The organism is Paenarthrobacter sp. NPDC090522 (genome assembly GCF_044769225.1).
In the GTDB taxonomy this organism is placed as follows: Bacteria; Actinomycetota; Actinomycetes; order Actinomycetales; family Micrococcaceae; genus Arthrobacter.
This window is the reverse complement of the sequence record NZ_JBIVXL010000028.1, coordinates 1-20,262: the sequence shown is the minus strand read 5'-3', so window position 1 is coordinate 20,262 and position 20,262 is coordinate 1. Positions and strand designations below refer to the sequence as shown.

Genomic DNA, 20,262 nt, shown 5'->3' with positions numbered 1-20,262 from the left:
CCTACGGGCGTGGCAACTTGACCCATTCAGTCGCCGGACGTCGCGGCTTCCAGAACAGCATGGAACTCCGGGCTGACGTGGATGGAAAGGCTGCCGTCCTCTTCGGACAGCTGGGTCAGTTGCTCATATCCTGTCCCGTTCCACCAGTAGACATGCGGGCTCACCGGGCCCGGGGCATCGCTGTATCCCATGGCCGTGAACCGCGCCATTCCATCGAGCGCCCCCAAGACACCGGCATCTTCGATGACGTGCCACACGAGTTGATGCCTGTTCGGAACACTCATCAGCCAGCCGAGCTCGGGGCGCGGTTGCTTGCCGGTGAGCTCCGTAGCGATGCCTGGCAGCAACAGCGCTTTGCTGGCTGTGTACACAGAGTCGCCCAGCAGCGCATTGAATGAACCTCCACCTTGGGCAGGAACGGTCTCGACCTGCTCGTGCTCCAGGGCGCGGAGATTCGCCAGCCCCTGTGTCCGGAGCGCTTCCCAACCGCCAAAGGTGTCAGCATGCTTGCGCGCATACACAGCCACCGTGTCAGGAAGATCAAGCGCCAACATCTCCACGACACCCGGAGCGAACTGGCTGTGCGGATACGCATCAAGGTTCGGCAGGCCTGATTCTTCATAGAGTCGCGCGAACGTCTGGCTGGACACCTGGGTGGCCGTGAGTTCTTCGAAGGGATCAGCTCCATCGAAGCTCGCCAGCACACGCTCAAGATGCTGGCGGATGATCTCCCGCCACCCGGATTCCTGCGCGCTATGGCAGTTTGCGGCGACATTCCAGAAACCGTATCCGCGGCCTTCGGCGTCAAGTGCATGATCAGCATTGATCTGCACTTCAAAGCCCAGCTCGGCGAAGACTTCGCGCACCGTAGTCCGGAACCTCTGCGCCTCAGACACAGTGAAGAACGTAAGCTCCTCGTCGACCGGTTCCTGCTCACGCTGTTTTTTCTTGAAGAAGCCCACAAACTGTCACTTTCGTAGTCATTGGCAAAAAAGGAATACTTTGGCGATTCTTCCTGAGTCCCGTCGAATCCGCTCACGACGCGCCCAATTCAGTCCCATCAGGTGCTTAGGGATATGGAATCTGGCCTTGAAGTCGGCGGACAACTGTATCCAACAGATACGCTAACGGTACGCCGGAGGACAGCCCCTCCCTTGAAGACCCAGGAGCCGCATTGGAAGACAACGTCGAACTGGTTGTCCCCCAAACCGCAAGCCCGCAATCATGGTCGCTGTTGATAAACCCAGCGCACAGGATACAAGCCCCTTGAGAATCGATGAGCTCCGTAGCTTCGGGTACGAAGCGATACGTGAAAGGCTTGAACGGCTCCAGCTCAACCAACGGGCCGTCTTTGCTGCAGCCTGCGCACAGCGTCTGTGGCCCCTTTACGAGCGCTTCTCGGAAAGATCCGGAACAGACCCAGAGCCGATGGCCGCGATCCTGGACGAGATCTGGCGCGCACTGGAAGGACCAGGTGCGCTGAACAGCACGGCCCAGGAAAGAGCTGAATCGCTTATACCTTCCGAAGACGATGAATTCTGGATACGCGGGTCCAGTTATGCCCAGAACGCAGCCGCAGCTGTTTACTATGCAGCCGTAACTGCCAGCAGCAGGTCGCCTGAGACAGCTGCTTGGGCGGCTACACAGGTATATGAAGCAGCCGACTACGGTGCACAACAGCTTCTTGAACCACTCGACCTTAACACCCCCGGCGTTGAGAGAGATATCGCCTCTACCCAACAGGTCCAGTCGGCGCTGGAGGGCATCGCCCAGGATCTGAAGGCCGTGGAACAACAGCTGTCCCCTGCGATATTGAAGAACGACAGCCTCTTGAAAGGACGGGCGTGGGCGGCCACCTTGCCGTAGATGGCCGCAACAGCCAAACGAGAGCACATGAAATCGCCCCGCCGGAGTCGGCCGCAATGCCACGCAAATTCTCTAACGATTCCGCTAAATGGCCGATTGTCGTACCAGCCGGCTGCTCAACGCGTCATGGAGCTTCTCAGGCGGCCCGGACCAGAAAAAGTCCGCATCAAGCTCAATCGTCGACCGTACTTTTCCTCAGTATGATTCATGACGAGCGAATCACGTCTACCCACTCGGGGGACCGGCCGTACAACCACAGCGGGAAACGGTCTGTCTCCTCGTCCTGTGAATGTAATCTGATATCGATCCTCGACCCAGGACGTAAGGGAATAATGAACTTTGACTTCTTGCTGTCGCAGGCATGGCTGGAAGGAATGCTCGGTGGCGCCGCATTGGGCCTGGCCCGACTTGTGCTGACGTTTATAGGTCTCGCGCATGGAAGCACCGAAACGCACTATGGCCGACTCTTCCTGTCGCACGTAGTCGCTGCTATCTTCTTCTCAATCCTCGGTGGTGCCGTGGCATGGGGCATGGAAGGCCGGGCCGGCAATTTTACCGCTGGTATCGGCGCAATGCTCCTGCTCTCACTCTTCGCAGGGAAGTACATGTCTGAGCAGAACGATAAGGAGGGATGACATGACGAATAAACCGCGGGTGAAAAAAGATTCCTTCTGGGGGGACCTCGCCAACGCGCTCCTCCTGAGCCCGGTTCATCGAAAGCCTCTGAAGTCATCCGGGGAAACGCAACAAGGCACCGAGCCAACAGCGTCAACGACGAACGTCGCGGCGTCCGCCGTCGTCGATGACGGTTCCCGGCATGAAAATGCCGGCAAACCAATGCCTGAGCAAGTGCAAGAATCACTGGAGACCCAAGAGACGGCTCCGCCAAACGCACAACCGGGCGTCCAAGTGTCGAATGAACTCTCGCCCAGACAGGGAGCCGGGCATCTGGTCCACACCATGGGTGCCTACCGAGACCAGAGACCGTTCGTCTTCCCAGGAACCGTGGATCCGAACCTCGGGCTGTGGGACAAATACCAGATCCTCATGAATATCCGAATCCCGCGGGAGTTAATGAGCGGGGATGTGTGGCAGTCCCACAACTTCGGCCCATGGAAAGGTACCTACTTCTATCCGTCGTCCACCGTCTCAGATCTGCGCCCATTTACGCCGTTCCTCGCCGGGAGTCTTCGATCCGAAACAACCCCGTATCAACTGGGCATTCGAGAATTGCAGTCACTGGGCCTCGAAGCCTTTGAAGTCGCCGTACTGTCTGACTTGTTCCAAGACCGCTCTGTCCGCGACATTGAACGCGACTACCATGTACGTCCTCAGTCAGTACACAGATTGCTGAGTGATCTGTTTGAAAAGCACAGTGTTGGTGACGTGGGCGAACTTGCTGGCCTGCTGTGGTCTGAATTAGGCGAAAGGGCCCGCAACAATGCGGACTCTCGCTCGGAGCCCAAGCACCATACGATCTACACTTTGAAGAACCCAAGTGACCGTTTGACAGAGCGATTGAGGGAATCTATCGCTCGCCACACCGCCGACGCACAAGACGACGTTCTGCATCAGAGTTTCATGAGTTCTCGACAGAATATATGGCTCGACGGGGCAGGGTCGGACCTCGATTTGAATATTCTTCGGCGCAGCGGACTCACCGAGGTCGACTCCAGGCTGATCCTCGTAATTTACGACAAACCTAGAGGTGGCCGCGGCTACACAACGCTCGAATTGAACAACAGCGAGGTTGCACAGCACCTCGATGAACTGCGAAAGGCGTTCAGGGCCAGCAATGACGCCGAGCTGCTGGTGAATATTTCTTACGCGATCAGCAAACTGAGACAGACGGACTGGACCCACAAGACCAGGGCATCAACCCCGGACGTTCAAGAGCACCCATCGAGCACTTTTTTCGGGCCCCGCTTCGACGACTAGCCACGAGTGTTCGCCGTCACCCCCACGCCGAGCATTGAGGCGGACTCGAAGACGATCAGGGCCGACGTACCGCGACTCCCCATAGTGCGAGAATCACCATTGACAGTGCGCCGTATCAGGCTCGATTCCGCCCACTACTCATGAGGGCCAACCGCTGCTACCGAACTCCGAGTTGTCGCCGCAGAAAGTCCGTTGAACTGCGCTGCCCGCGGGTTCTCGGCCACCCGCATGTAGCGATGGCGCGAGTTTCCAAAGTGCGGGCAGGTCCTCCGCTACTGGATGCAGGTCCATAATTTGATGCACCTTTGCATCGACTATGGCAGAGGAAGCGATGATCAGACATTGAACAGGCTCTGCCCCCTGCACGGATGAGTCGCGAGCAACTCAATGGCCGTGCTCCCATCGTTAGCATCCCAAGGAGTCAGTCCCAGACCTCAACCTCTTGTTTCATCGACTCCCAGGCCCCCTGTCGAACGACTTTCGGTCGTTTTTCTCGCACTGAAGCTGACAAGTCGTGGAACACGAACTGCGTCATAGCGCGCATCGTCAAACTGACACTCGATGCTGGCTGCAACTCCCCTATAACGTCGACAAAACTCAATCTGCTGCGATCGTCAGTGATATGTGACAGGGCGTTGCGTCGATCATTGAAGTCATCGAGGTGCCTGCCGACTTCGTGACGTTGTGCCTCAGCCATGGTCGAGAGAGCCCCAATTCTTAGGCGCTCGAGTGCAAGACCGCCCCTGCCGGCCTCTGGCCGGAGTGCCTCAGCCAAGCCGGACCCTCGCCAATACATCGCAGTCTGCATCATTTCCGGCCATGGCTCTTGCATCTCCTGAAGCGCCAAAACGTGCTCTATCAGGCCCTCGAATGCCAGCCGAACATTCGCATCCTGTGGCCAGATCGCAGGAACCACGGGCAGATCATTCCCTCCTCGGCCGATCACGCTACCAAGAGTCCACCCGATGATCGTAGGACTGAGGGCTGGCGGAAGAGGCAAAAGCATGCCCTCAATCTCATTGAGAGCACGCTCCAAAATCGCAGTTTCAAGTTTTTCAGAGAGTTCACCACAACTCTTGATCAGGCGCAGCCCAGACAGCAGCCACGTAGCAAACTCCGTGTGCTGGTCTGACAAAGCGACATCTTGGATTGAATCCGGGGTCACGAACCCAAGATCAGATTTCCATTTTGTTTCATATGCTTCTGAGGCCTCATCCAGCCATTCGAGTGGAAGATGCACGAAATCCAGGTGGTCCTCTAAGGCGGTCGCGTAAGACTTCTCGCTCGCAAGCAGCTTATAGAGCTCCGCAAAAACCAGTGGGACAAACCTGCTTTTCAGTTGGCCCATAACAGGTGCTCCAGGCGTTCAGCAAGCGGTTGAAGCGGCCCGGGAGGTGAGTCAGAGGTCAGGACTGACTCCGGAATTCGTATCTGTTTCAGGTCCCTGAGATTGATCCGTGGAATAACGCTTCCTGAAACTAAGCTGTTTCGGACTCCGTATCCTTCTTGTCCATTCAGGAAGCCTGCTACAGCCTCCGTCAATCGGGGTTCCGCTATGCGCACTCGATACACTCCGGAATCTAGGATAGAACGCTGCCGGGCAATCCTCGCATTTGCCCGTTTCCCGACTGCAGCGAGCAGAAGATCACCAACTTCTGCTGTAGTTGATCCGGGCGCCTCAGGCATCCATCGGGTGATGGGGCGACCAGAAAGCGATCCACCGGTCACAACAGGAAGTGCGTTGTCAGTGGGTGTCGTCAGGGCCAGGCCCCGGTCAAAGGACCTTCCTGACCTTATTTCCGTAGCCAGTTCAGCCAGGGTTATCCCAGTTTGAAATTCAGAAGGGTTAGGCATCGACAATGCAACCTTCCAATCGACAATGCGGAGGTCGGCGCTGGACCACCATGTGCCGATGGCTTCCTCCTCATTCGCACGCGTCCCTGATTCCAGCTCGAACAAAGTGTTCACCAAGCGATCAAGTGTTTGGAGATCCGGCCAGGGGATCGCGACATCATCCAAGCGGGCCACATTAGCCGACAGAGAGTCAAGCAAGAACGCACGACGGAACCTGAGACCCGCGTCCGAATTCACCACGCCCCAGGCCCAGTAGGCCTCGGCCATGTTTCGAAATCGATATGCGGAAAATCCTCCCGACACAATCGCACCGGAAAGACCCGAGTGAACCATGAGTGCCGGCAGGTCGCTACGCGCAGGGACGAGGACATCACACTCTCGCAGATTCCCCACGTCACCGCCCACTAGGTAGCCCGCGCCCTGAAACTGCGTCGAACGACGACGGATACCTCCGTATGCCCGGTCGAGGCCGTCCGGAACTATTACTTGTGGCCCGTGCTCCACGAATAGATGTGGCTCGACCCTGGACGCGGCTTCTGCCAGCCGAATACAGGGCCACGGGGAAGGCCAGCGGAATGACCTGACCAATAGCCGCCTGGGATTCCAGTCAGGCTCGTTGCGTACGTCGACAAGTATTGACTGATGCGTGTCTTGCCTCATCAGACCTGCTTGCCATCAATATATGCGAGAGCCTCCAGCATGACCGGTCCGTCCGGGGCGAGCTGCGTTTCCCAATCTTCGGCCAGTTGGGCGACAAAAGTCTCGCCAGCCGGCATCTTGTCGACAACCAGCAAAACAGATTGGATCGATGAAGCAAATACCGATCCCGACGGGCAGCCGATGAGTGCGGCTACCCGGTACTCATTTGCCAGGTATTTCCTGTACGAGGCCGTTGCCTTTTGGAATGTTATGCCCGGAGCAAGCTGGAATACTGCTCGTCCACCTGGCTTCAAGGCACGCAGGCTGGCATCGATGGCGGCAACATCGACTTGCTTGGTCCTGTCACCGTTTGCTAGCTCGTAAGGATGGGACAGGCTAAGACCCATTGGGGGTGCCGTCACGATGACGTCCGCTTCCGGCAGATCTTCGGAGAAGGCGTCGCCCTGTTGAAAGGTGACGCGTCTCGGCGCGCTTTGGCCGATAAGGGAAGCAGCACGTAGGACGTGCGGATCTATGTCTCGTCCAACCGTCTCGGTGGAACAGCCTTCCCTGGCCGCACGCTCCTGCAATGACCAGAGGAATGAACCTGAACCACAGAACGGATCCACTATCTTGCCGTTGAGCCGATCACCGACGAGCGATCCAATGGCCGTGGAGACCGCCTTCGGGCTCACCAATGGTCCCACCGCCGAGTCTCGCTCTGCCAATTCCGTGAGGACGGCTCGTCTGGCATGCCACAGGACATCAGGATCCACAGTGACGAGTTCACCATTGGTGAGCTGGATCTGAGTCCCGTCCGCGCTTCCTGAGGTTCCTTCGACGAAGGCATCCAGAGTAGAGGAACGCGAGTGTCTGTTCCTGCTTCGATCGGATAGGGCCCAAACGCGCCGCGACATCATCTTGGTCGCCAACTTAATTGACTTTAGCGTTCCGCGCGGGAGTCCGCGTGCGCTCGGAGGGCCCACCACCGGCTGCAGTGTCCGAAGCCCTTGTCCGGCCTGAAACCATCCATCGTCCGTAACGACGTAGTGTTCGGTTGTGCCAAGCGAGGACCGAACCCGCGCGAGCTGAGGCAACGCAGTTTCAGGTCGCTGTCCGCGCTTTATTTCGATGGCCAGGCATGGAACCAACTCGCCCATGTCGTCGGACGCCCAAGCAACAACATCAGCTTGGGCACGCATGTTATCCGGTAAACGAAATTCCGTCTCCACGATGGGATAGCCAAGTTCATGCAACTGGTCCGCGATCTCACGAATTCGTTGCTGTTCGTTCGGCACAAAATCTCCTTTTGTCGATTAGGCAACCAAGAAATATAGCATGACAATCTCACGTGAAGCAAGAATCATGTCATGTCTGGATCTTGGTGCCTTGGCCTTGTGCGGAACAAGAATGTCCAGCGAACTCATTCCCTGCTATTTAATTCCAAGGTGAGCCCCAAGACCTGTGCAATTTTCGTGATAGTGGCTGTTGTGACGTCATGGTTCGCCTCGACCCGGGCGATCGTCGGACGGGAGACCCCGGCTTTCTCGCCGAGCTCCGCTTGCGACCAACCGTGCTTTTTTCGAGCTTCCCGAATGGTGTCCCCAAAGGGCACCGAGGCTGTGTGGCTCATGGCTTCGAAGCCTCCGGCTTGCCTTCCGGATCAGCCGCGCGGTGCTGCTGATAGAGAGCCTCGGCAGCGATCTCAGCAATCTGGCCCAGGAAGGCAGGGTCAGCCATATAGGACTGGATCTCTTGGGACTCGTTGACCGTCTTCAGCATTGCAAGTCCAACCGCCTCACTGAAGCCGTCCGAAGCCTTGAGCTGTGCGACGGTGTTGTTTCTTGCCATGGCAATCGCTTCCTCATTTGCATCAAGGAAACCCCAAAATGTAGTGATGAAGCCCGAAACGCTCTCCGGGCTAACATCGATGCCCTTAACCTTGAACATCTCGTTGACCTTGTCGATGGCCTCATCGAGTGGACCACGCTGCGGTGCCGTTCCTGCCTTTTGCTGTCCGTCAAACTCCGGCAGCTTGATACCTTCGATACTCCCTTCGCTCAAAGAGTGGTCCTCGTTGATTGCCGATGGCACGAGCTTTACACCCGAGAGTTGCACCCCATCGAGATAGCTGTCGTCGTAGTCGTTGCCATCCATGTGGAGGTTGCGCCCCAAAAGCGTCGCCAAGATTGCGCGGCGATGCAGTTCGGGATCTTGGTAGTCAACTATCTGGCTAAGGAATTGCCAGGCGTTACGATAACTCAGCACATCCTTTCGGAACCCGGTTAGGACCTCTTTCTGAACCTTGTCCTTAGAGAGCTTCGCCTGCCGCCACTGACCGCTCCAGCGATTCTTGATAGGCGAAAGCGCCTTGGCGATGGCTTCGCCGCCGGCGTCGGTCAAAAAGGCGTCGGCGACCGCATTCATTTCGTCGTGGGAGTAAAGCCCTGCCGTGTCGAGACGTTCGCCGATTGTGATTAGAGCGTTGGGGTCGACATCGCCCTCAACGTAGGCGTCGGAGTAGTACAGCTTGAAGTCCGCCTGAACACTCGCCGGGGTGTTGCGAAAGTCGACGACCATCGGAGCAGTCTTACCGGGATAGATTCGGTTCAGCCGAGACAGCGTTTGCACTGTTGCAACACCGGAGAGCTTCTTGTCCACGTACATGGCGGTGAGTCGCGGCTCGTCGAAGCCTGTCTGGAACTTGTTCGCGACGATGAGTACTTTGTAGACGCTTTCCTCGCGGAAAGCCGTGCTGACATCGCTACGTCCATTTACAGAAACTTCTGTAACGGTTTCGCCGTCCTCGTCCAGAAGAGAACCGGAGTACGCCACCAGTGTGCTCATGTCGGTATATCCCTCCGACGCTATGTAGGCGTCCATCTTTCTCGACCAGCTGAGAGCCTCGATGCGGGAGCTGGTAACGACCATCGCTTTAGCCTCACCACCTAGCATCTGCATCACGTTTCGGCGGAAGTGCTCGACCACGACGCGAACTTTTTGCGCGATCGAGGTGTGATGTAGGAGTGCATAACGAACGATGCTGGTTACTGCCTCGCCTGTATTGACCTGGATCTCGTTCTCGGAGGATTCACCACCCTCAAGCGTTTTTTTGACACGAAGGAACATGTCGTAAGTGGAGTAATTGGACAGCACGTCGAGGATGAACCCTTCCTCGATCGCCTGAGCCATGGTGTAAGTGTCGAAAGCCTCCCAGCGACCGTCCCGCTCGGTGCCGAACAGCCGCAACGTCTTTGCTTTCGGCGTCGCTGTGAACGCAATGAAAGTGATGTTGCTCGAGGCCGCGATCGCCGAATCCTTGGCGAGCAGCAGATCGTCTGCGCTTATGTTATCCTCGTCCTCGCTGATTTCGAGTTCGACGTCTGCGAGTAATTCCTTGAGCTGACGTGCAGCAGCTCCAGATTGCGACGAGTGGGCCTCGTCAGCGACTACTGCCCAATGCCTGCCACGCAATTCCTGAGTGTCTTCGATCAGCTTCATGACTTCTGGAAAAGTCTGAAGGGTGCAGGTGATGATGTGATCGCCGTCGAGAAGCGCCTTTTTCAGGTGCGGTGACTTCGTACCGGACTTTTCGCCCACAGTGACCACGAGGCCCTGGCTCGACTGCACGAGATTCATATCGTCGCGGATGTTTTCGTCAAGGACGGTGCGGTCCGTTACGACGATGACGGAATCGAAGGTCGACTTCGAGTCTGCGCTCATGTGTCGGATCAAGCGATGGCTGAGCCAGGCGATGGTCTTCGTCTTGCCCGAGCCGGCCGAGTGCCAGATGAGGTATCGCTGGCCGGTACCCTTGGCCTCGATGTCGGCGACGACGCGCTCGACGGCCCGCAGTTGGTGGAACCGGGGGAAGACCAGTCGTCCCTCATCCTTCTTGCCGGACTTACCTGGCTCAAAGAGGGCGAAATCCTTAAGGATGCGCATGAACATCGGGCGGGCCAGGATTTCGCGCCAAAGATAATTAGTCGACGAGCCTGTAACCGATGGTGGATTTCCTTCGTGCCCGTCGTTGCCCTGGTTGAACGGCAGGAATACAGTGTCCCCGCCTTGGAGCTTGGTGCTCATATAGACCAAGTCGTTCGACACGGCAAAATGCACCAGTGCACGGCCGGGCGCAAGCAGCGGTCGGTTCTTCCCGGGTTTGCGGTCTTCCTTGTACTGGCGGATTGCGTGGTTGACCGTCTGGGTATTGTCGGTCTTCAGTTCCAGCGTCGCGACAGGGAGCCCGTTGGCCGTGAGCACGACGTCGATCCTCTCGTTGCTCGTGGTGTCGAAGCGAACCTGTCGGAGAATTCGCAGGCGCGCCGACGCGGCTGCTTCGACCACCTCGGTCAGATTAGGGTTCGCAGGCGGGAACGCCATCATTGGCCCAAACTTCGCCGCTGGTCTGCCGACCTGAGCGTAGGAGAAGCCCTTCCGCAACACACCGAGCAGACCACCAACCGGATGGCCCGTGGTCGGATCCATTTTTGTTGTCTTGGCCAGTTCCTTGGTGACGTGCTGCAGCAGCTTCTGCTCAGCATCCGTCTTTTGGACACCTACAAGATCCCCAGGGACAGCCTTCTCGTACTCGTCCGGGTAATGGGTGCTGAGCCAGTGCAGGACGTCCCGCGGAACCATCGCCAATGCGACATCCCAGTCACCAGGCTTGCCGTCGCTCTCGTAGAGCCAACCCCGCTCAGCGAGTTCTATGCAGAGGTTGGTTTCAAACTCCAGCTCCAGTAATTGGGCGTGGCTCATGCAACTTCCTTCTTACCTGTCACGACGTCAGTTATGAGTGCCGCGCGCCGTTCGAAGAGAAGTGACTTCAGATCGGCGACCTTCCCAAGCATGGCGTCAAGCTTGGCGGTCATTTCATCCAAACTGCCAACAATGTTGCGTTGCTCCTCAGTCGACGGGAGTGGAATTGAGAGTCCCAATAGATCTCGAACGTTAATACGCGGGGTCCGAACCTTGCTCTGGTCTGCTGCACCGATACCTCGCAGCCACTGGGACATGGATCGGACAAACTCGGAAGATCGCATGACGTGTTCAGCCCAGTCCGGGACGAGTTGGGAATGGGGTCGGAGAACGGCATAGTCAGGGCTCACCAAACCATCGACACTGGCTTTCCCCAAGCCACCCTGAAAGGCGCGCATCCTATTAAGGACGATTTCTCCGGCGCGGACGACCTTATATCTTGAAAGGTCAACACTTGCCTGTTGTCGAGATGTTGACTCTTCGCGTAGTTGAACACCGTGATGAATGGAAACTGAGAGCAATGGAAGATCGCGAAGACTATCCCCAGCGCGTTCGTCGACCTCAGACATGAGCCACTGCAGCCTGACGGGACCAAATCCCATCGTATGCAGCGACGAAGCCGTTGTTGAGCGTCGTATCTTGAGCTTTTCAGACAGCTCTTCCAACTTCGCGATCATGACATCAATCACAACTGTCTCACGGTCGAGATAGTCGGCAATGGTGCGCTGCGCCACCTCACCGTGGAAGGGAATACGGAATCGAGCGACCTTCTCAGCAGTGAAATGAGCGATTGAAACTGGAGTGCACACTGCCTCGACGGCACCGCTGTTAACCGCTGATTGCAGGCAGTAATCGATGTACCTCCCGTCCACACCGGCTCTCGGCCTCAAGCGAAGAACTGCATTCTGAAAACCCCAGCCGGGAATGTCCTCCCTCAGGAACGCGCTCCTTCCAACTGCTCCTCCCTCGACGACGACCACATCGCCGGCGCAAAGGTCCAGCAGCGATTGCTCACGTTCGGTAAACCACATCTCGTTGCCTTCTACAGCGAGATCGAGCCGTCCATTCGGCTGAATATGAGCAGCCCGGAGATAGGGCAAAGCCTTATCTCCAACTGACTTTTGGACGGGTTGAAGCATCTTTCCCAGGGTTACCTCGGCCAGAACCCCGATGGGAGCGACCCTCATTCCTCGCTCACCGCCAAGAACATCTCGGCCAATTCACCCATGAGCTTCTTTACATCAGAGTCAATTTCGGCCAGTGGACGTGGCTCGTTGGCAACGTGGAAAATGCGCGTAAACGGAATCTCGTTACCCTGCTTAGCCTTGCTTAAGTCCCAGCACGCGTCCGGGACGAAGGAACAAACTTCGCGCCGCAAGTGATCATCGACATCCTCACTAAGAGCAACCCTTTCGACGCCTTTCCACTCATCGTCCATCACGGCGTTGCCCTTCCGGTCGAAGGCCAAGGGTGCAGTGTCCTCCGGGGCAGCCATCGCTCGCATGACCGCGTCAATCAGACCTGTCGGAGCATTCAGACCGGCTTCCCTCGCGGCCTCTGGGAACAACTTCGGCAGGTCATTCCACGGCGTACCATCCAGCAATTTCAACACACCAACGTGCTCATCAGTGAAGTCCCGCCTGCGGCGGAGCAATTCAACGGATTCCTCGCTGAAACGAGTCGCAAGACGAGCCTGTTTGTAAACAGGCACGTCCCGGAACATGAAGTCTTCAGGAACCATCACGCGGGACATCGACGGGTCAGCGTTTTCGAACGCCTTGTATGCCTCGAGCACTACGTTGCGCTTAGGCTTGGTCATCTTGCGACGCTTCTCACCCATGGGCTTACGTAGAGATTCCCAATGGCGAGAGCCGTCAATTAATTGGATCTTATTCTTTCGCTCAGGTGCCTTGTTGGTATCCAGAATCCAAACGTAGGTCGCGATGCCTGTTCCGTAGAACATGCTGTTCGGCAGGGCGACGATTGCGTCGATGAGATCCTCCTCAAGTAACCACTGACGAATTCCGTTCGGGCCCTTGTCGCTGCTGAATAGAGGCGAGGCGTTTGAGACCACAGCTGCCCGACCTCCCTGGCCGTTCTTTGCTCCAGGACTGAGTTTTGAGGCACAGTGTGCAAGGAATAGCATCTGCCCATCTGCGGTACTCGGCAGCCCGTGACTGAAGCGTGATCCGGGCACCTTCGCCTGTTCACTAACTTTCGCTTGGTCCACGGCCCAATCTGTTCCGAACGGAGGATTGGATAGCACGTAATCGAAGGTTTGTTCCTTATGAAGATCCACAAGGAGAGTGTTGCCCTGCTTTATAGCATCCGGACGCCCGCCCTGAATTAGCAAGTCGGCCTTGCCGAGGGCAAATGCCGACGGCATAAGTTCCTGACCGTAGAGAGTTACGTCGATCCGATCGTTCAGGCGCCTAAGCGCGTCCTGAGCAATGAGCAGCATGCCGCCGGATCCCGCGGTGGGATCATAGATCGAACGCGCTGTGCTATCTCCGGCAAGCGTCTCGTCGTCGTTTGCAATCAGGATGTCGACCATTAGCTTGATGGCGTCGCGTGGAGTGTAAAAGTTACCGGCAGCTTTTCCCTTCTTATTGAAGGCGCGGTACATGACATCTTCGAAAACATCACCCATCGCGGTGTTCTTGAGTTTGCCGGGAGTGAGGTCCAAGGTCGAAAAGTGCTTGATGACGGCGTGCAAACGGTTTGCCTCGGCGAGGACTTTGGAGCGCCGGGCAAAATCAAAGGAGACCCAGATGTCGGCGATGTTGCCTGAGAAACCGGCAACGTAGGCTTCCAGAGACTTCTCGACGTTGTCGTCCACCGACGCGATAGTAGAAAGGTCAAGTGGCGAAGTGTTGTAGAAGCTCAGCTTAAACTTGTCCTTCACCGCGATCTCAATGAAATGGGGTGGAAGTGCGCCAAGCGACGCGACGAACTTCCTGACCTCTCCCTTGGAGTCCGCCAGCATGCACTCGAGGCGGCGGAGAACTGTAAAGGGAAGTATGTAGTCGCCGTAGTCTTCCTCGTCGACTATGTTGCGCAGATACTTGTCCGCTGTTTCCCATACGATGCGGGCGGTCGTACTCGTGGACGTTGCCGTCGCGTCTGGCATGCTTCTTTTTTCCTGACTCACTTGCGGTTCCGATGTATCAAGAACTTTACATGGAGCCCGGCATGACGGACTTAACCCTGGCACGTGTCGGAGACACAGCCGGGGCGACGGCATGCCAGGACATCTACATCGCGCGGGCTGCTCGTCCAGCCGGCCTCATCTTTTTTTAAAACACTCAACACGCAGAACGGTTCACCCGGCACTCTTGCTACACACCTTCATCAAGGATCTTCGCGATCGCCCTGAAGGCCTCCGGATCCACAGGTCCCAGAGTCCGGGCTGCGAAGTTCAGCACGCCGACCCACCGCATGCTGCGGACCAGTTCGAGCTCCGCTTCGACGCGCTCGGGTATCTTGCCGTCTTCCTGCAGCAGGTACTCGGCGTCGATATCGAACACCGCAGCAATGGCACGAAGAGCATCATCGGGAACGACCTGCATCTTGCCGTTCTTCAGCAGCGACCAACGCGTACGGGAGATGTTGTAGCCAGTGAGATGCTCGGCCTTGGCGCTCAGCGTCGGATAATCGTATGGCTGGCCGGACTCATCCATGATGATGTCCAGGAGAAGATTAATCTTCCGGGCGAGCACCCGCGCCTGACGCACCCGGCTGTCCTGGACAGGATCCGGTGGCAGGTCGTTCTCAGTCACAGGGGGCTTCACTCCAATTGGTCTCTTGGCCGGGCGATGAATGGATTCACCGCACCAACGGCGATAGTACCAAGTTCACGTGCACCTTCTTGCATGCTTTTGCAGCGGGCCATAGTCGATTGCCCACTGACACAGAAATAGAATCGCAGCCCTCGGCCATCTCTGTCGGGGCTTCGTGCGAGGCTATACAGGAGCCAGGGCTGGCGTTTAATTTCAAGCTCGACCTCGATGCCCGATGAACCAGAAGAACCACAGGAGTCCAGAGAATGCCTCCACGCCAGAGTCCCGCCCAGAAGTTGGCAGCCAAACTGCTTTTGGGTGGACAGTGGGCGCCCGTGACGACCACCATCGGCTACCTCAAACAGCCCTTGAATAAGGCTGCTGTGGCATGGCGCGAGTGGCTACAAAGCAGCCCGTACCAGTCGGAGGTGGGCATCGGCGTCACGGCACACACTGGCACACTCCCTGAACTGTTGGAGAAGCTGCTGCCCCTGGGGTACGGCATGCGGTGGCTGCTCGTTGAGACCCGGAATCCCGAGTGGACGGCCGTCTTTCATAACACGCGTGATGATCCAAACCTGCGGTTTCCACTCAAGGAGCTGCCTCTTTCCCACGGTGTCACCACCATCGGCGTCACCGACGAGCCCAAGAACATCAAACGCATGCCTGAAGGACCAGCGCGCGGACGATGGGGCGGCCGTGACCTGACGGTTTATGACCAGAACGGTCTGCGGCGGTTCCTGAGCCTGTACAACTCCGAGCCGTGGAAGTTCGCCGAAAACGGTGAACCATACGATTTTGAGAACACAGAACAGTACCTGTCCCCGAGGGCGGTGGACTGTTTTCCGCATGAGACTCTGGTCGAGATCTGCCGCAATCTGGAACTTGATCCGTTTGAAGAAGATTTCTACGTTCCCAAGGGCCGGGGAATCATGCTGGAGATCCTCATGGACCCGGACAATCCTCCGCCCGGTGACAAGTACACCCTGGCCGAGGCCCGGGCCGGCTACGATGACGTAGATCGAGGCCCTGTCGAGGAACCGGCGGAAGGCAACGCGCTGTATCCGCTGGGTTCACGGAACCCACCTCCGGATGCAGTCTTTCCGATGACGGGCTTCGTGCCCTTCAAAGCCGAAACTCCTTTCGACGCTGCCGTGAAAGCGTTCGAAGCCAGCGTGCAACGCTACAGCAGCTACCCGGCCACGGCGTCACTCAGCGAAGGCCTGGCAGAGGACGGCGTCCTGGCACTACCGTCGATCCAGTCGCCCTTCGAAGGTGGTCCGGAAGACAGAACCCTCGGCGTACTGGTCTCACCTGAGTTGCTGCAGGGACCGGCAGAGCTCCGTGAATACACTGCCGCCTTCATGGCCCTGCAATGGAAACAGAAGGACGGCACATCACCGGAGACCTTCCATCCGAACCGGAAGCAAATGAACCTCATCCGGACGCTGTGCCAGGAACAGGGCACCTACCCTTTTGATGTCGCTCCCACGCAGGTGTACTTCACAGTTGCGGTCGACAAGTTGATCCGGTCGGTAACTGATCTCCGGATAACAGATGAGTTCCTGAACCCTGCAGAGTTGATTGCGGTGACGAAAGAAGGGGAACCAGCAGAAGCACAGCCAAACCGCTCTGTGTCATGGGGCCTTCGGTTGCACATCCAGGAACACGAGGACGCGATCTGGAATGCTGCGCTGGACGACAGGTCTCCATAGGGCGGCCCAACAACGACCCTTTTCCGAGGTTAGCTACTACGGTACCTACGTCGTTCCCCCGCAACGCCAAATCAGCTCCAACGACAGGCTGAGTAGGGTTGGCCTCACGGGCTCGGAACCAGCTGCCGCAACGCTGCGGCCCTCGACACGGGAATTTTCGACAGTCACCCGTTCCGGGATGACTGTCGTGCCCGTCCGTGAGGGAAGTCCGACATTCCCGGGTAGGGTGCGCATGTGGACACTTCACCGCGGAAGAACTACCCCGGCCTTGGAACACAGCCGGCTAATCCGACGATCCCCCGGCGGGTGGCCCTGAAGACGTTTGGCGCACTGGCAGCGGTTATTCCGGTGGGCGGCTGTGCTCTTTACCTCCCGACGATCCAGCCGCCGGAAGAGCTGGAGGCCTCCATGGTCATCGGCACCTGGCGCAGCCGACATAAGGACGACACCACTGACCTCGTCTTCCGGGACAATGGGACCTTTGACTGGACGGACGCTCCGGGCGGAGTGTTCGCAGACTGGCCCTCGTCGAAGAATCTCGACTGGACTGCGAGGCTCTCCTATTCCGGTGAATGGAAAGTCGCAAAGAGCGTGGGAACACCATGGGAGTTGACAGTTCACATGAGCCCAAAGTCTCCCGCCGGTGCATTCGGGTTTGAATTGTTCACCGAAGGCCGCGGAAAGGACCGAAGGCTGGTCATCTGGCTCGGCGACCCGATCAGGTTGACAAGCTGGTCTTCACGCGCCGGCCGGGAAACCGGGAAACCGCGACGTCGTCAAATGTCTCTCCCCTCGAAGGCACAGGGATCGGGCAAAACACACCAGGATGAAGCAGCCCTTCAGGAAGTAGCCCTCGTAGGAAACCAGTCCAACGTCTCAAGTCCCGGATGACGCCTCAGGGCCTCGATCAGTTCCTTGCTGCCGAAGACCTTGGACCCCAGCAGATCCCAGTCCGTCCACACAAGCCATGATCGGTCCTCAGGCCACCAGAACTCAGGTGTTTCGAAGGGAGGGTCGCGTCGCATCAGTGCAGGCAGCAAGTCATCGGTCCTGAATGAGATGACCCGTCGATGCAGGTAGCCGTCGGCGCCGGTCACCTGACCAGCGATGTCGTCCTCTTCGGCCCGGCCGACAGCACTGAACACTGCCTCCAGGCGGTTCGATGTGGCGGCAGCCTGCAAGACGGGCAGAAGCTCTTCGAACTCCAACTGGCCGATGGTCGCACCTTTGGGTTGATACACGAACGAGGCACCAGGCAGGACGAGCGCTGCCTCGTCCCACCCAAGGAACGCCTCCCAGCGGAAACAGGGCGGAACCTCCAGTCCGTCCCAGAACGCTCCGCGCAACGGAACGCCCTTGATCCGAGCTACCTCGCTCCAGCGAAACCTGATGAATTCGACCGGCGGAGCAACAGTGTAGATGTAAGGGTTTTCCTCCCACGCCAGAGAGCCAGGATCAACACCGGCTGGACACACATACTGGTTGTGGAGAATCCAAACGCTGTCTTCGCACCCGGGCGGCAGAACAGCTGTCTCTGCCGAAGCAAGGACATCATCACCCGGCCAGAAAAGATCGTCCGTAAATCCCTTGGTTGACCAACCCGGCGGCATCTTGCTTCGTGCCGATGTGGCCAACCGCCATCCAGGTGGCAGTGCAGCGCCTTCTGCAGTCATGAGCCGAACCTACCAGCAGGTGAAACGAGATCTGTCGTCCATCCGGCGCAACGCCGTACCGCCAAAATACCGGCTCGCGGTGCCCCCGGAAAGGCACGGGTTATCCATAAGCTGTCGCCATGGGGAAAACACACTCACCATCATTGAGTTACGTGGCCGTGCTCATGGTCCTGACGGCCTGCGCCGCGCCTGCAACTCCACCTCCTACGAATAACGATTCGTCCGCTCCGTCTTCACAGTCTGCTTCGCCGACCGTGACACTGACCGATGCCGAACGGGTGACCAAAGCCGAAGCGGCTGCAGCGAGCGAACTCCCGGACGCGCCGATCTGGAAGGGAATGACCTTCAAAGGCACAGTCGTCAACGACTCGGAAGTCTGCGTCGACCGGACCTGGCGGCCAGGAGGTGGCATCGACAACAAAGGCGGTAACGCCGGCTATGTCGTGGTCACTTTCCCCGCAGAAACCGTCGGCAAACCACAGTCCGGACTATGCGCGAACTACGTTGCGGCCGGACCACAACAACCGGCCAAGGTCGATGTCCCGGCTGACCTCGCCAAGGATCCTGGCCTACTCATCAGCACATCCTTTGGTGATGAGTGGCCGTTGACGGTTCCCTACGTCATCGCGCACTGCGAAAAAATCAAAGTCGCCGGCCGTAACCTGCAAGTAGCAACCGTCACAGCACCGGACGGGAGGACCTATGCAGCCAACGGAACAGCCAAAGATCATGGCAGCTACCCGGGTATCGATCCAATCTGGGCCGCCAATCCTGACGTTTCCGGGCTCAAAATCGACCTCTCTCAAGTAATAGACGCGGCTCTCAAGCTTTGCGGATGACGAGTGGAAGGGGCCCTTCAGGCGCCCCGCACCGCTTGTTCCGAAATATCACGGGAAGACGCGAAATGGACAGCGCTCCCAAGGCGCGAACACGGAAAAGTACAGCCGATGGGGGCCATCGATCAGATGCTCATCAGCGAACGGACGGCTATCTGGTTGGACGTCATCTCTACAACTTCCAGTAACCGGCTTCCGGGTTGAGCTCTCTGGCCAATTCCCAAAACACATCGAAATCCATGTCCAGGAAACCCTCGGCATCGTCGAAGAACACCCCCCGTTCGTACGTTTCGGAGAAGGTGGCAAGCATGTCAGCAATTGATCTGTGCTGCTGCCGTCAGAGCCTGCGAGGTCAGGTGTCAGGCTATAGCCCGTAGAGCCTTTATCTGACGACAGACATCCGAGATCATAGACCTCATCCTGACAGTCCGCGGACTCGAGAGAGCGCAGCCCTGCCGCCCCTCGTCCCTAGAATGCACCTGCTCACCGAGAGATACGTCGGGCCGGCGCAGCAACAGGGTTTTCGGTTGGTCATGTCGTCGAATCCGGCGGGCGGAATGAACACGTGACGGCAAGAAAGAGAGCAGACCATGGTCAGGAACAAAACAGACTTAAGTGTGCACACTGTACACACCCACGTTGGCCTGACAAAGCGACTCTTCGATGCCGCGAGGGGAGGAAGATCCGATGGCTCAAGCCGACGAAACAGAAATCTCCCGAAGTCATGTCGTACCTAATCCCCCCGCCCATGAACATGTGTAGGCCACTCCAGACCTACCGGACAGAACCGAAGAAGGACCCCAATGACCCCAGCCCAGAGCCAGCGGAGCGCCCACACGCCAGGACGCTGACCCCACTCCCCCACCCAAACTGAACAGGCCGCACCCGGCGGCCAGGCACCATCCGGGACAACGAGGCAGAGGAACTTGTCAACATTTGTCCACACTTAAAAGCAAAAACCCCTCTGACGAGGGGTTATGCCGTGCCCGAGGTGGGACTCGAACGCGATTCCCGGCCTTGTCATTGCTGGGATCCCGCGGAAACATGCGGAATCCGAGCCAGTCCGGCGGCTGTACGGGCCAGTCCAGGGCAGAAGGTGTGGACATTGATGCTCCTATTGTTGTCAACGGCTGTTGTGCCACGCGGCCGCGCAGGTTACCGTGGCCGCCGCTCCGGCCTCAAGGGTCGCTCCTGCGATCGC

The 20,262-nt window shown here is 57.8% G+C and carries 17 protein-coding genes; 6 read left to right on the top strand and 11 right to left on the bottom strand.

Annotated features, from left to right (window positions below; all coding sequences use genetic code 11):
- Positions 1-26: 26 nt before the first annotated feature.
- Positions 27-896 carry a hypothetical protein gene (locus ACIQT2_RS22355; protein ID WP_402951052.1) on the bottom strand — a complete coding sequence of 290 codons (870 nt, stop codon included), beginning with the start codon at positions 894-896 and terminating at the stop codon, positions 27-29.
- Between the two features lie 328 nt (positions 897-1,224).
- On the opposite strand from ACIQT2_RS22355, the gene ACIQT2_RS22350 reads away from it, so the two are divergent.
- The 3 genes from ACIQT2_RS22350 to ACIQT2_RS22340 all read left to right on the top strand — a co-directional run bounded on the left by ACIQT2_RS22350 (position 1,225) and on the right by ACIQT2_RS22340 (position 3,804).
- On the top strand, positions 1,225-1,866 hold the full coding sequence (locus ACIQT2_RS22350; RefSeq protein ID WP_402951049.1) for a DUF416 family protein: 642 nt from the start codon (positions 1,225-1,227) through the stop codon (positions 1,864-1,866).
- Positions 1,867-2,198: 332 nt separating this feature from the next.
- On the top strand, positions 2,199-2,501 hold the full coding sequence (locus tag ACIQT2_RS22345; protein WP_402951046.1) for a hypothetical protein: 303 nt from the start codon (positions 2,199-2,201) through the stop codon (positions 2,499-2,501).
- Position 2,502: 1 nt separating this feature from the next.
- On the top strand, positions 2,503-3,804 hold the full coding sequence (locus tag ACIQT2_RS22340) for a hypothetical protein (protein ID WP_402951043.1): 1,302 nt from the start codon (positions 2,503-2,505) through the stop codon (positions 3,802-3,804).
- A gap of 421 nt (positions 3,805-4,225) precedes the next feature.
- On the opposite strand, the gene ACIQT2_RS22335 is transcribed toward ACIQT2_RS22340, so the two are convergent.
- The 8 genes from ACIQT2_RS22335 to ACIQT2_RS22300 all read right to left on the bottom strand — a co-directional run bounded on the left by ACIQT2_RS22335 (position 4,226) and on the right by ACIQT2_RS22300 (position 14,837).
- Positions 4,226-5,152, bottom strand: coding sequence for a hypothetical protein (locus ACIQT2_RS22335; protein ID WP_402951040.1), 927 nt, complete (start codon positions 5,150-5,152; stop codon positions 4,226-4,228).
- Positions 5,140-5,925 carry a hypothetical protein gene (locus tag ACIQT2_RS22330; protein ID WP_402951037.1) on the bottom strand — a complete coding sequence of 262 codons (786 nt, stop codon included), beginning with the start codon at positions 5,923-5,925 and terminating at the stop codon, positions 5,140-5,142. Before ACIQT2_RS22330 ends, ACIQT2_RS22335 begins: the two co-directional genes overlap by 13 nt.
- Before the next feature lie 392 nt (positions 5,926-6,317).
- A complete protein-coding gene (locus ACIQT2_RS22325; RefSeq protein WP_402951034.1) occupies positions 6,318-7,595 on the bottom strand; it encodes an N-6 DNA methylase in 1,278 nt (425 codons plus the stop codon).
- Positions 7,596-7,720: 125 nt separating this feature from the next.
- Positions 7,721-7,930: a helix-turn-helix transcriptional regulator gene (locus ACIQT2_RS22320; protein WP_402951031.1), complete on the bottom strand. Its 210-nt coding sequence runs from the start codon at positions 7,928-7,930 to the stop codon at positions 7,721-7,723.
- The gene (locus ACIQT2_RS22315; protein WP_402951029.1) at positions 7,927-11,058 is read right to left on the bottom strand and encodes a type I restriction endonuclease subunit R; all 3,132 of its coding nucleotides are present in this window, start codon (positions 11,056-11,058) and stop codon (positions 7,927-7,929) included. Before ACIQT2_RS22315 ends, ACIQT2_RS22320 begins: the two co-directional genes overlap by 4 nt.
- A complete protein-coding gene (locus ACIQT2_RS22310; RefSeq protein ID WP_402951026.1) occupies positions 11,055-12,197 on the bottom strand; it encodes a hypothetical protein in 1,143 nt (380 codons plus the stop codon). The genes ACIQT2_RS22315 and ACIQT2_RS22310 overlap by 4 nt, the downstream gene beginning before the upstream one ends.
- 44 nt (positions 12,198-12,241) lie before the next feature.
- Positions 12,242-14,209, bottom strand: a complete 1,968-nt coding sequence (locus tag ACIQT2_RS22305; protein WP_402951023.1) for an N-6 DNA methylase — start codon at positions 14,207-14,209, stop codon at positions 12,242-12,244.
- Between the two features lie 187 nt (positions 14,210-14,396).
- Positions 14,397-14,837, bottom strand: coding sequence for a hypothetical protein (locus ACIQT2_RS22300; RefSeq protein WP_402951020.1), 441 nt, complete (start codon positions 14,835-14,837; stop codon positions 14,397-14,399).
- Positions 14,838-15,103: 266 nt separating this feature from the next.
- Here ACIQT2_RS22300 and ACIQT2_RS22295 point away from each other — a divergent pair, with 266 nt between their 5' ends.
- Together ACIQT2_RS22295 and ACIQT2_RS22290 are read left to right on the top strand one after the other, a co-directional pair.
- Positions 15,104-16,552 (top strand): hypothetical protein, encoded by a 1,449-nt coding sequence (locus ACIQT2_RS22295; protein ID WP_402951017.1) that lies wholly within the window; start codon positions 15,104-15,106, stop codon positions 16,550-16,552.
- Positions 16,553-16,786: 234 nt separating this feature from the next.
- Positions 16,787-17,443 (top strand): hypothetical protein, encoded by a 657-nt coding sequence (locus tag ACIQT2_RS22290; RefSeq protein ID WP_402951014.1) that lies wholly within the window; start codon positions 16,787-16,789, stop codon positions 17,441-17,443.
- Here the strand turns inward: ACIQT2_RS22290 and ACIQT2_RS22285 are convergent.
- Entirely contained in the window at positions 17,392-18,225 is an 834-nt protein-coding gene (locus ACIQT2_RS22285) for a hypothetical protein (RefSeq protein WP_402951011.1), read from the bottom strand. The genes ACIQT2_RS22290 and ACIQT2_RS22285 overlap by 52 nt on opposite strands.
- 119 nt (positions 18,226-18,344) lie before the next feature.
- Between ACIQT2_RS22285 and ACIQT2_RS22280 the strand changes: the two genes are divergently transcribed.
- Positions 18,345-19,064, top strand: a complete 720-nt coding sequence (locus ACIQT2_RS22280) for a DUF2511 domain-containing protein (protein ID WP_402951009.1) — start codon at positions 18,345-18,347, stop codon at positions 19,062-19,064.
- 169 nt (positions 19,065-19,233) lie between these two features.
- Here ACIQT2_RS22280 and ACIQT2_RS22275 read toward each other — a convergent pair whose 3' ends face one another.
- Positions 19,234-19,371: a hypothetical protein gene (locus ACIQT2_RS22275; RefSeq protein WP_402951006.1), complete on the bottom strand. Its 138-nt coding sequence runs from the start codon at positions 19,369-19,371 to the stop codon at positions 19,234-19,236.
- Positions 19,372-20,262 lie beyond the last annotated feature (891 nt).

Excerpts from the sequence above, each read along its gene's own strand:
- ACIQT2_RS22285 (WP_402951011.1), bottom strand. The coding sequence starts at position 18,225 with ATGACTGCAGAAGGCGCTGCACTGCCACCTGGATGGCGGTTGGCCACA.
- ACIQT2_RS22315 (WP_402951029.1), bottom strand. The coding sequence starts at position 11,058 with ATGAGCCACGCCCAATTACTGGAGCTGGAGTTTGAAACCAACCTCTGC.
- ACIQT2_RS22280 (WP_402951009.1), top strand. The coding sequence starts at position 18,345 with ATGGGGAAAACACACTCACCATCATTGAGTTACGTGGCCGTGCTCATG.
- ACIQT2_RS22320 (WP_402951031.1), bottom strand. The coding sequence starts at position 7,930 with ATGAGCCACACAGCCTCGGTGCCCTTTGGGGACACCATTCGGGAAGCT.
- ACIQT2_RS22335 (WP_402951040.1), bottom strand. The coding sequence starts at position 5,152 with ATGGGCCAACTGAAAAGCAGGTTTGTCCCACTGGTTTTTGCGGAGCTC.
- ACIQT2_RS22295 (WP_402951017.1), top strand. The coding sequence starts at position 15,104 with ATGCCTCCACGCCAGAGTCCCGCCCAGAAGTTGGCAGCCAAACTGCTT.
- ACIQT2_RS22345 (WP_402951046.1), top strand. The coding sequence starts at position 2,199 with ATGAACTTTGACTTCTTGCTGTCGCAGGCATGGCTGGAAGGAATGCTC.
- ACIQT2_RS22350 (WP_402951049.1), top strand. The coding sequence starts at position 1,225 with ATGGTCGCTGTTGATAAACCCAGCGCACAGGATACAAGCCCCTTGAGA.
- ACIQT2_RS22310 (WP_402951026.1), bottom strand. The coding sequence starts at position 12,197 with ATGCTTCAACCCGTCCAAAAGTCAGTTGGAGATAAGGCTTTGCCCTAT.
- ACIQT2_RS22330 (WP_402951037.1), bottom strand. The coding sequence starts at position 5,925 with ATGGCCGAGGCCTACTGGGCCTGGGGCGTGGTGAATTCGGACGCGGGT.
- ACIQT2_RS22275 (WP_402951006.1), bottom strand. The coding sequence starts at position 19,371 with ATGCTTGCCACCTTCTCCGAAACGTACGAACGGGGGGTGTTCTTCGAC.
- ACIQT2_RS22340 (WP_402951043.1), top strand. The coding sequence starts at position 2,503 with ATGACGAATAAACCGCGGGTGAAAAAAGATTCCTTCTGGGGGGACCTC.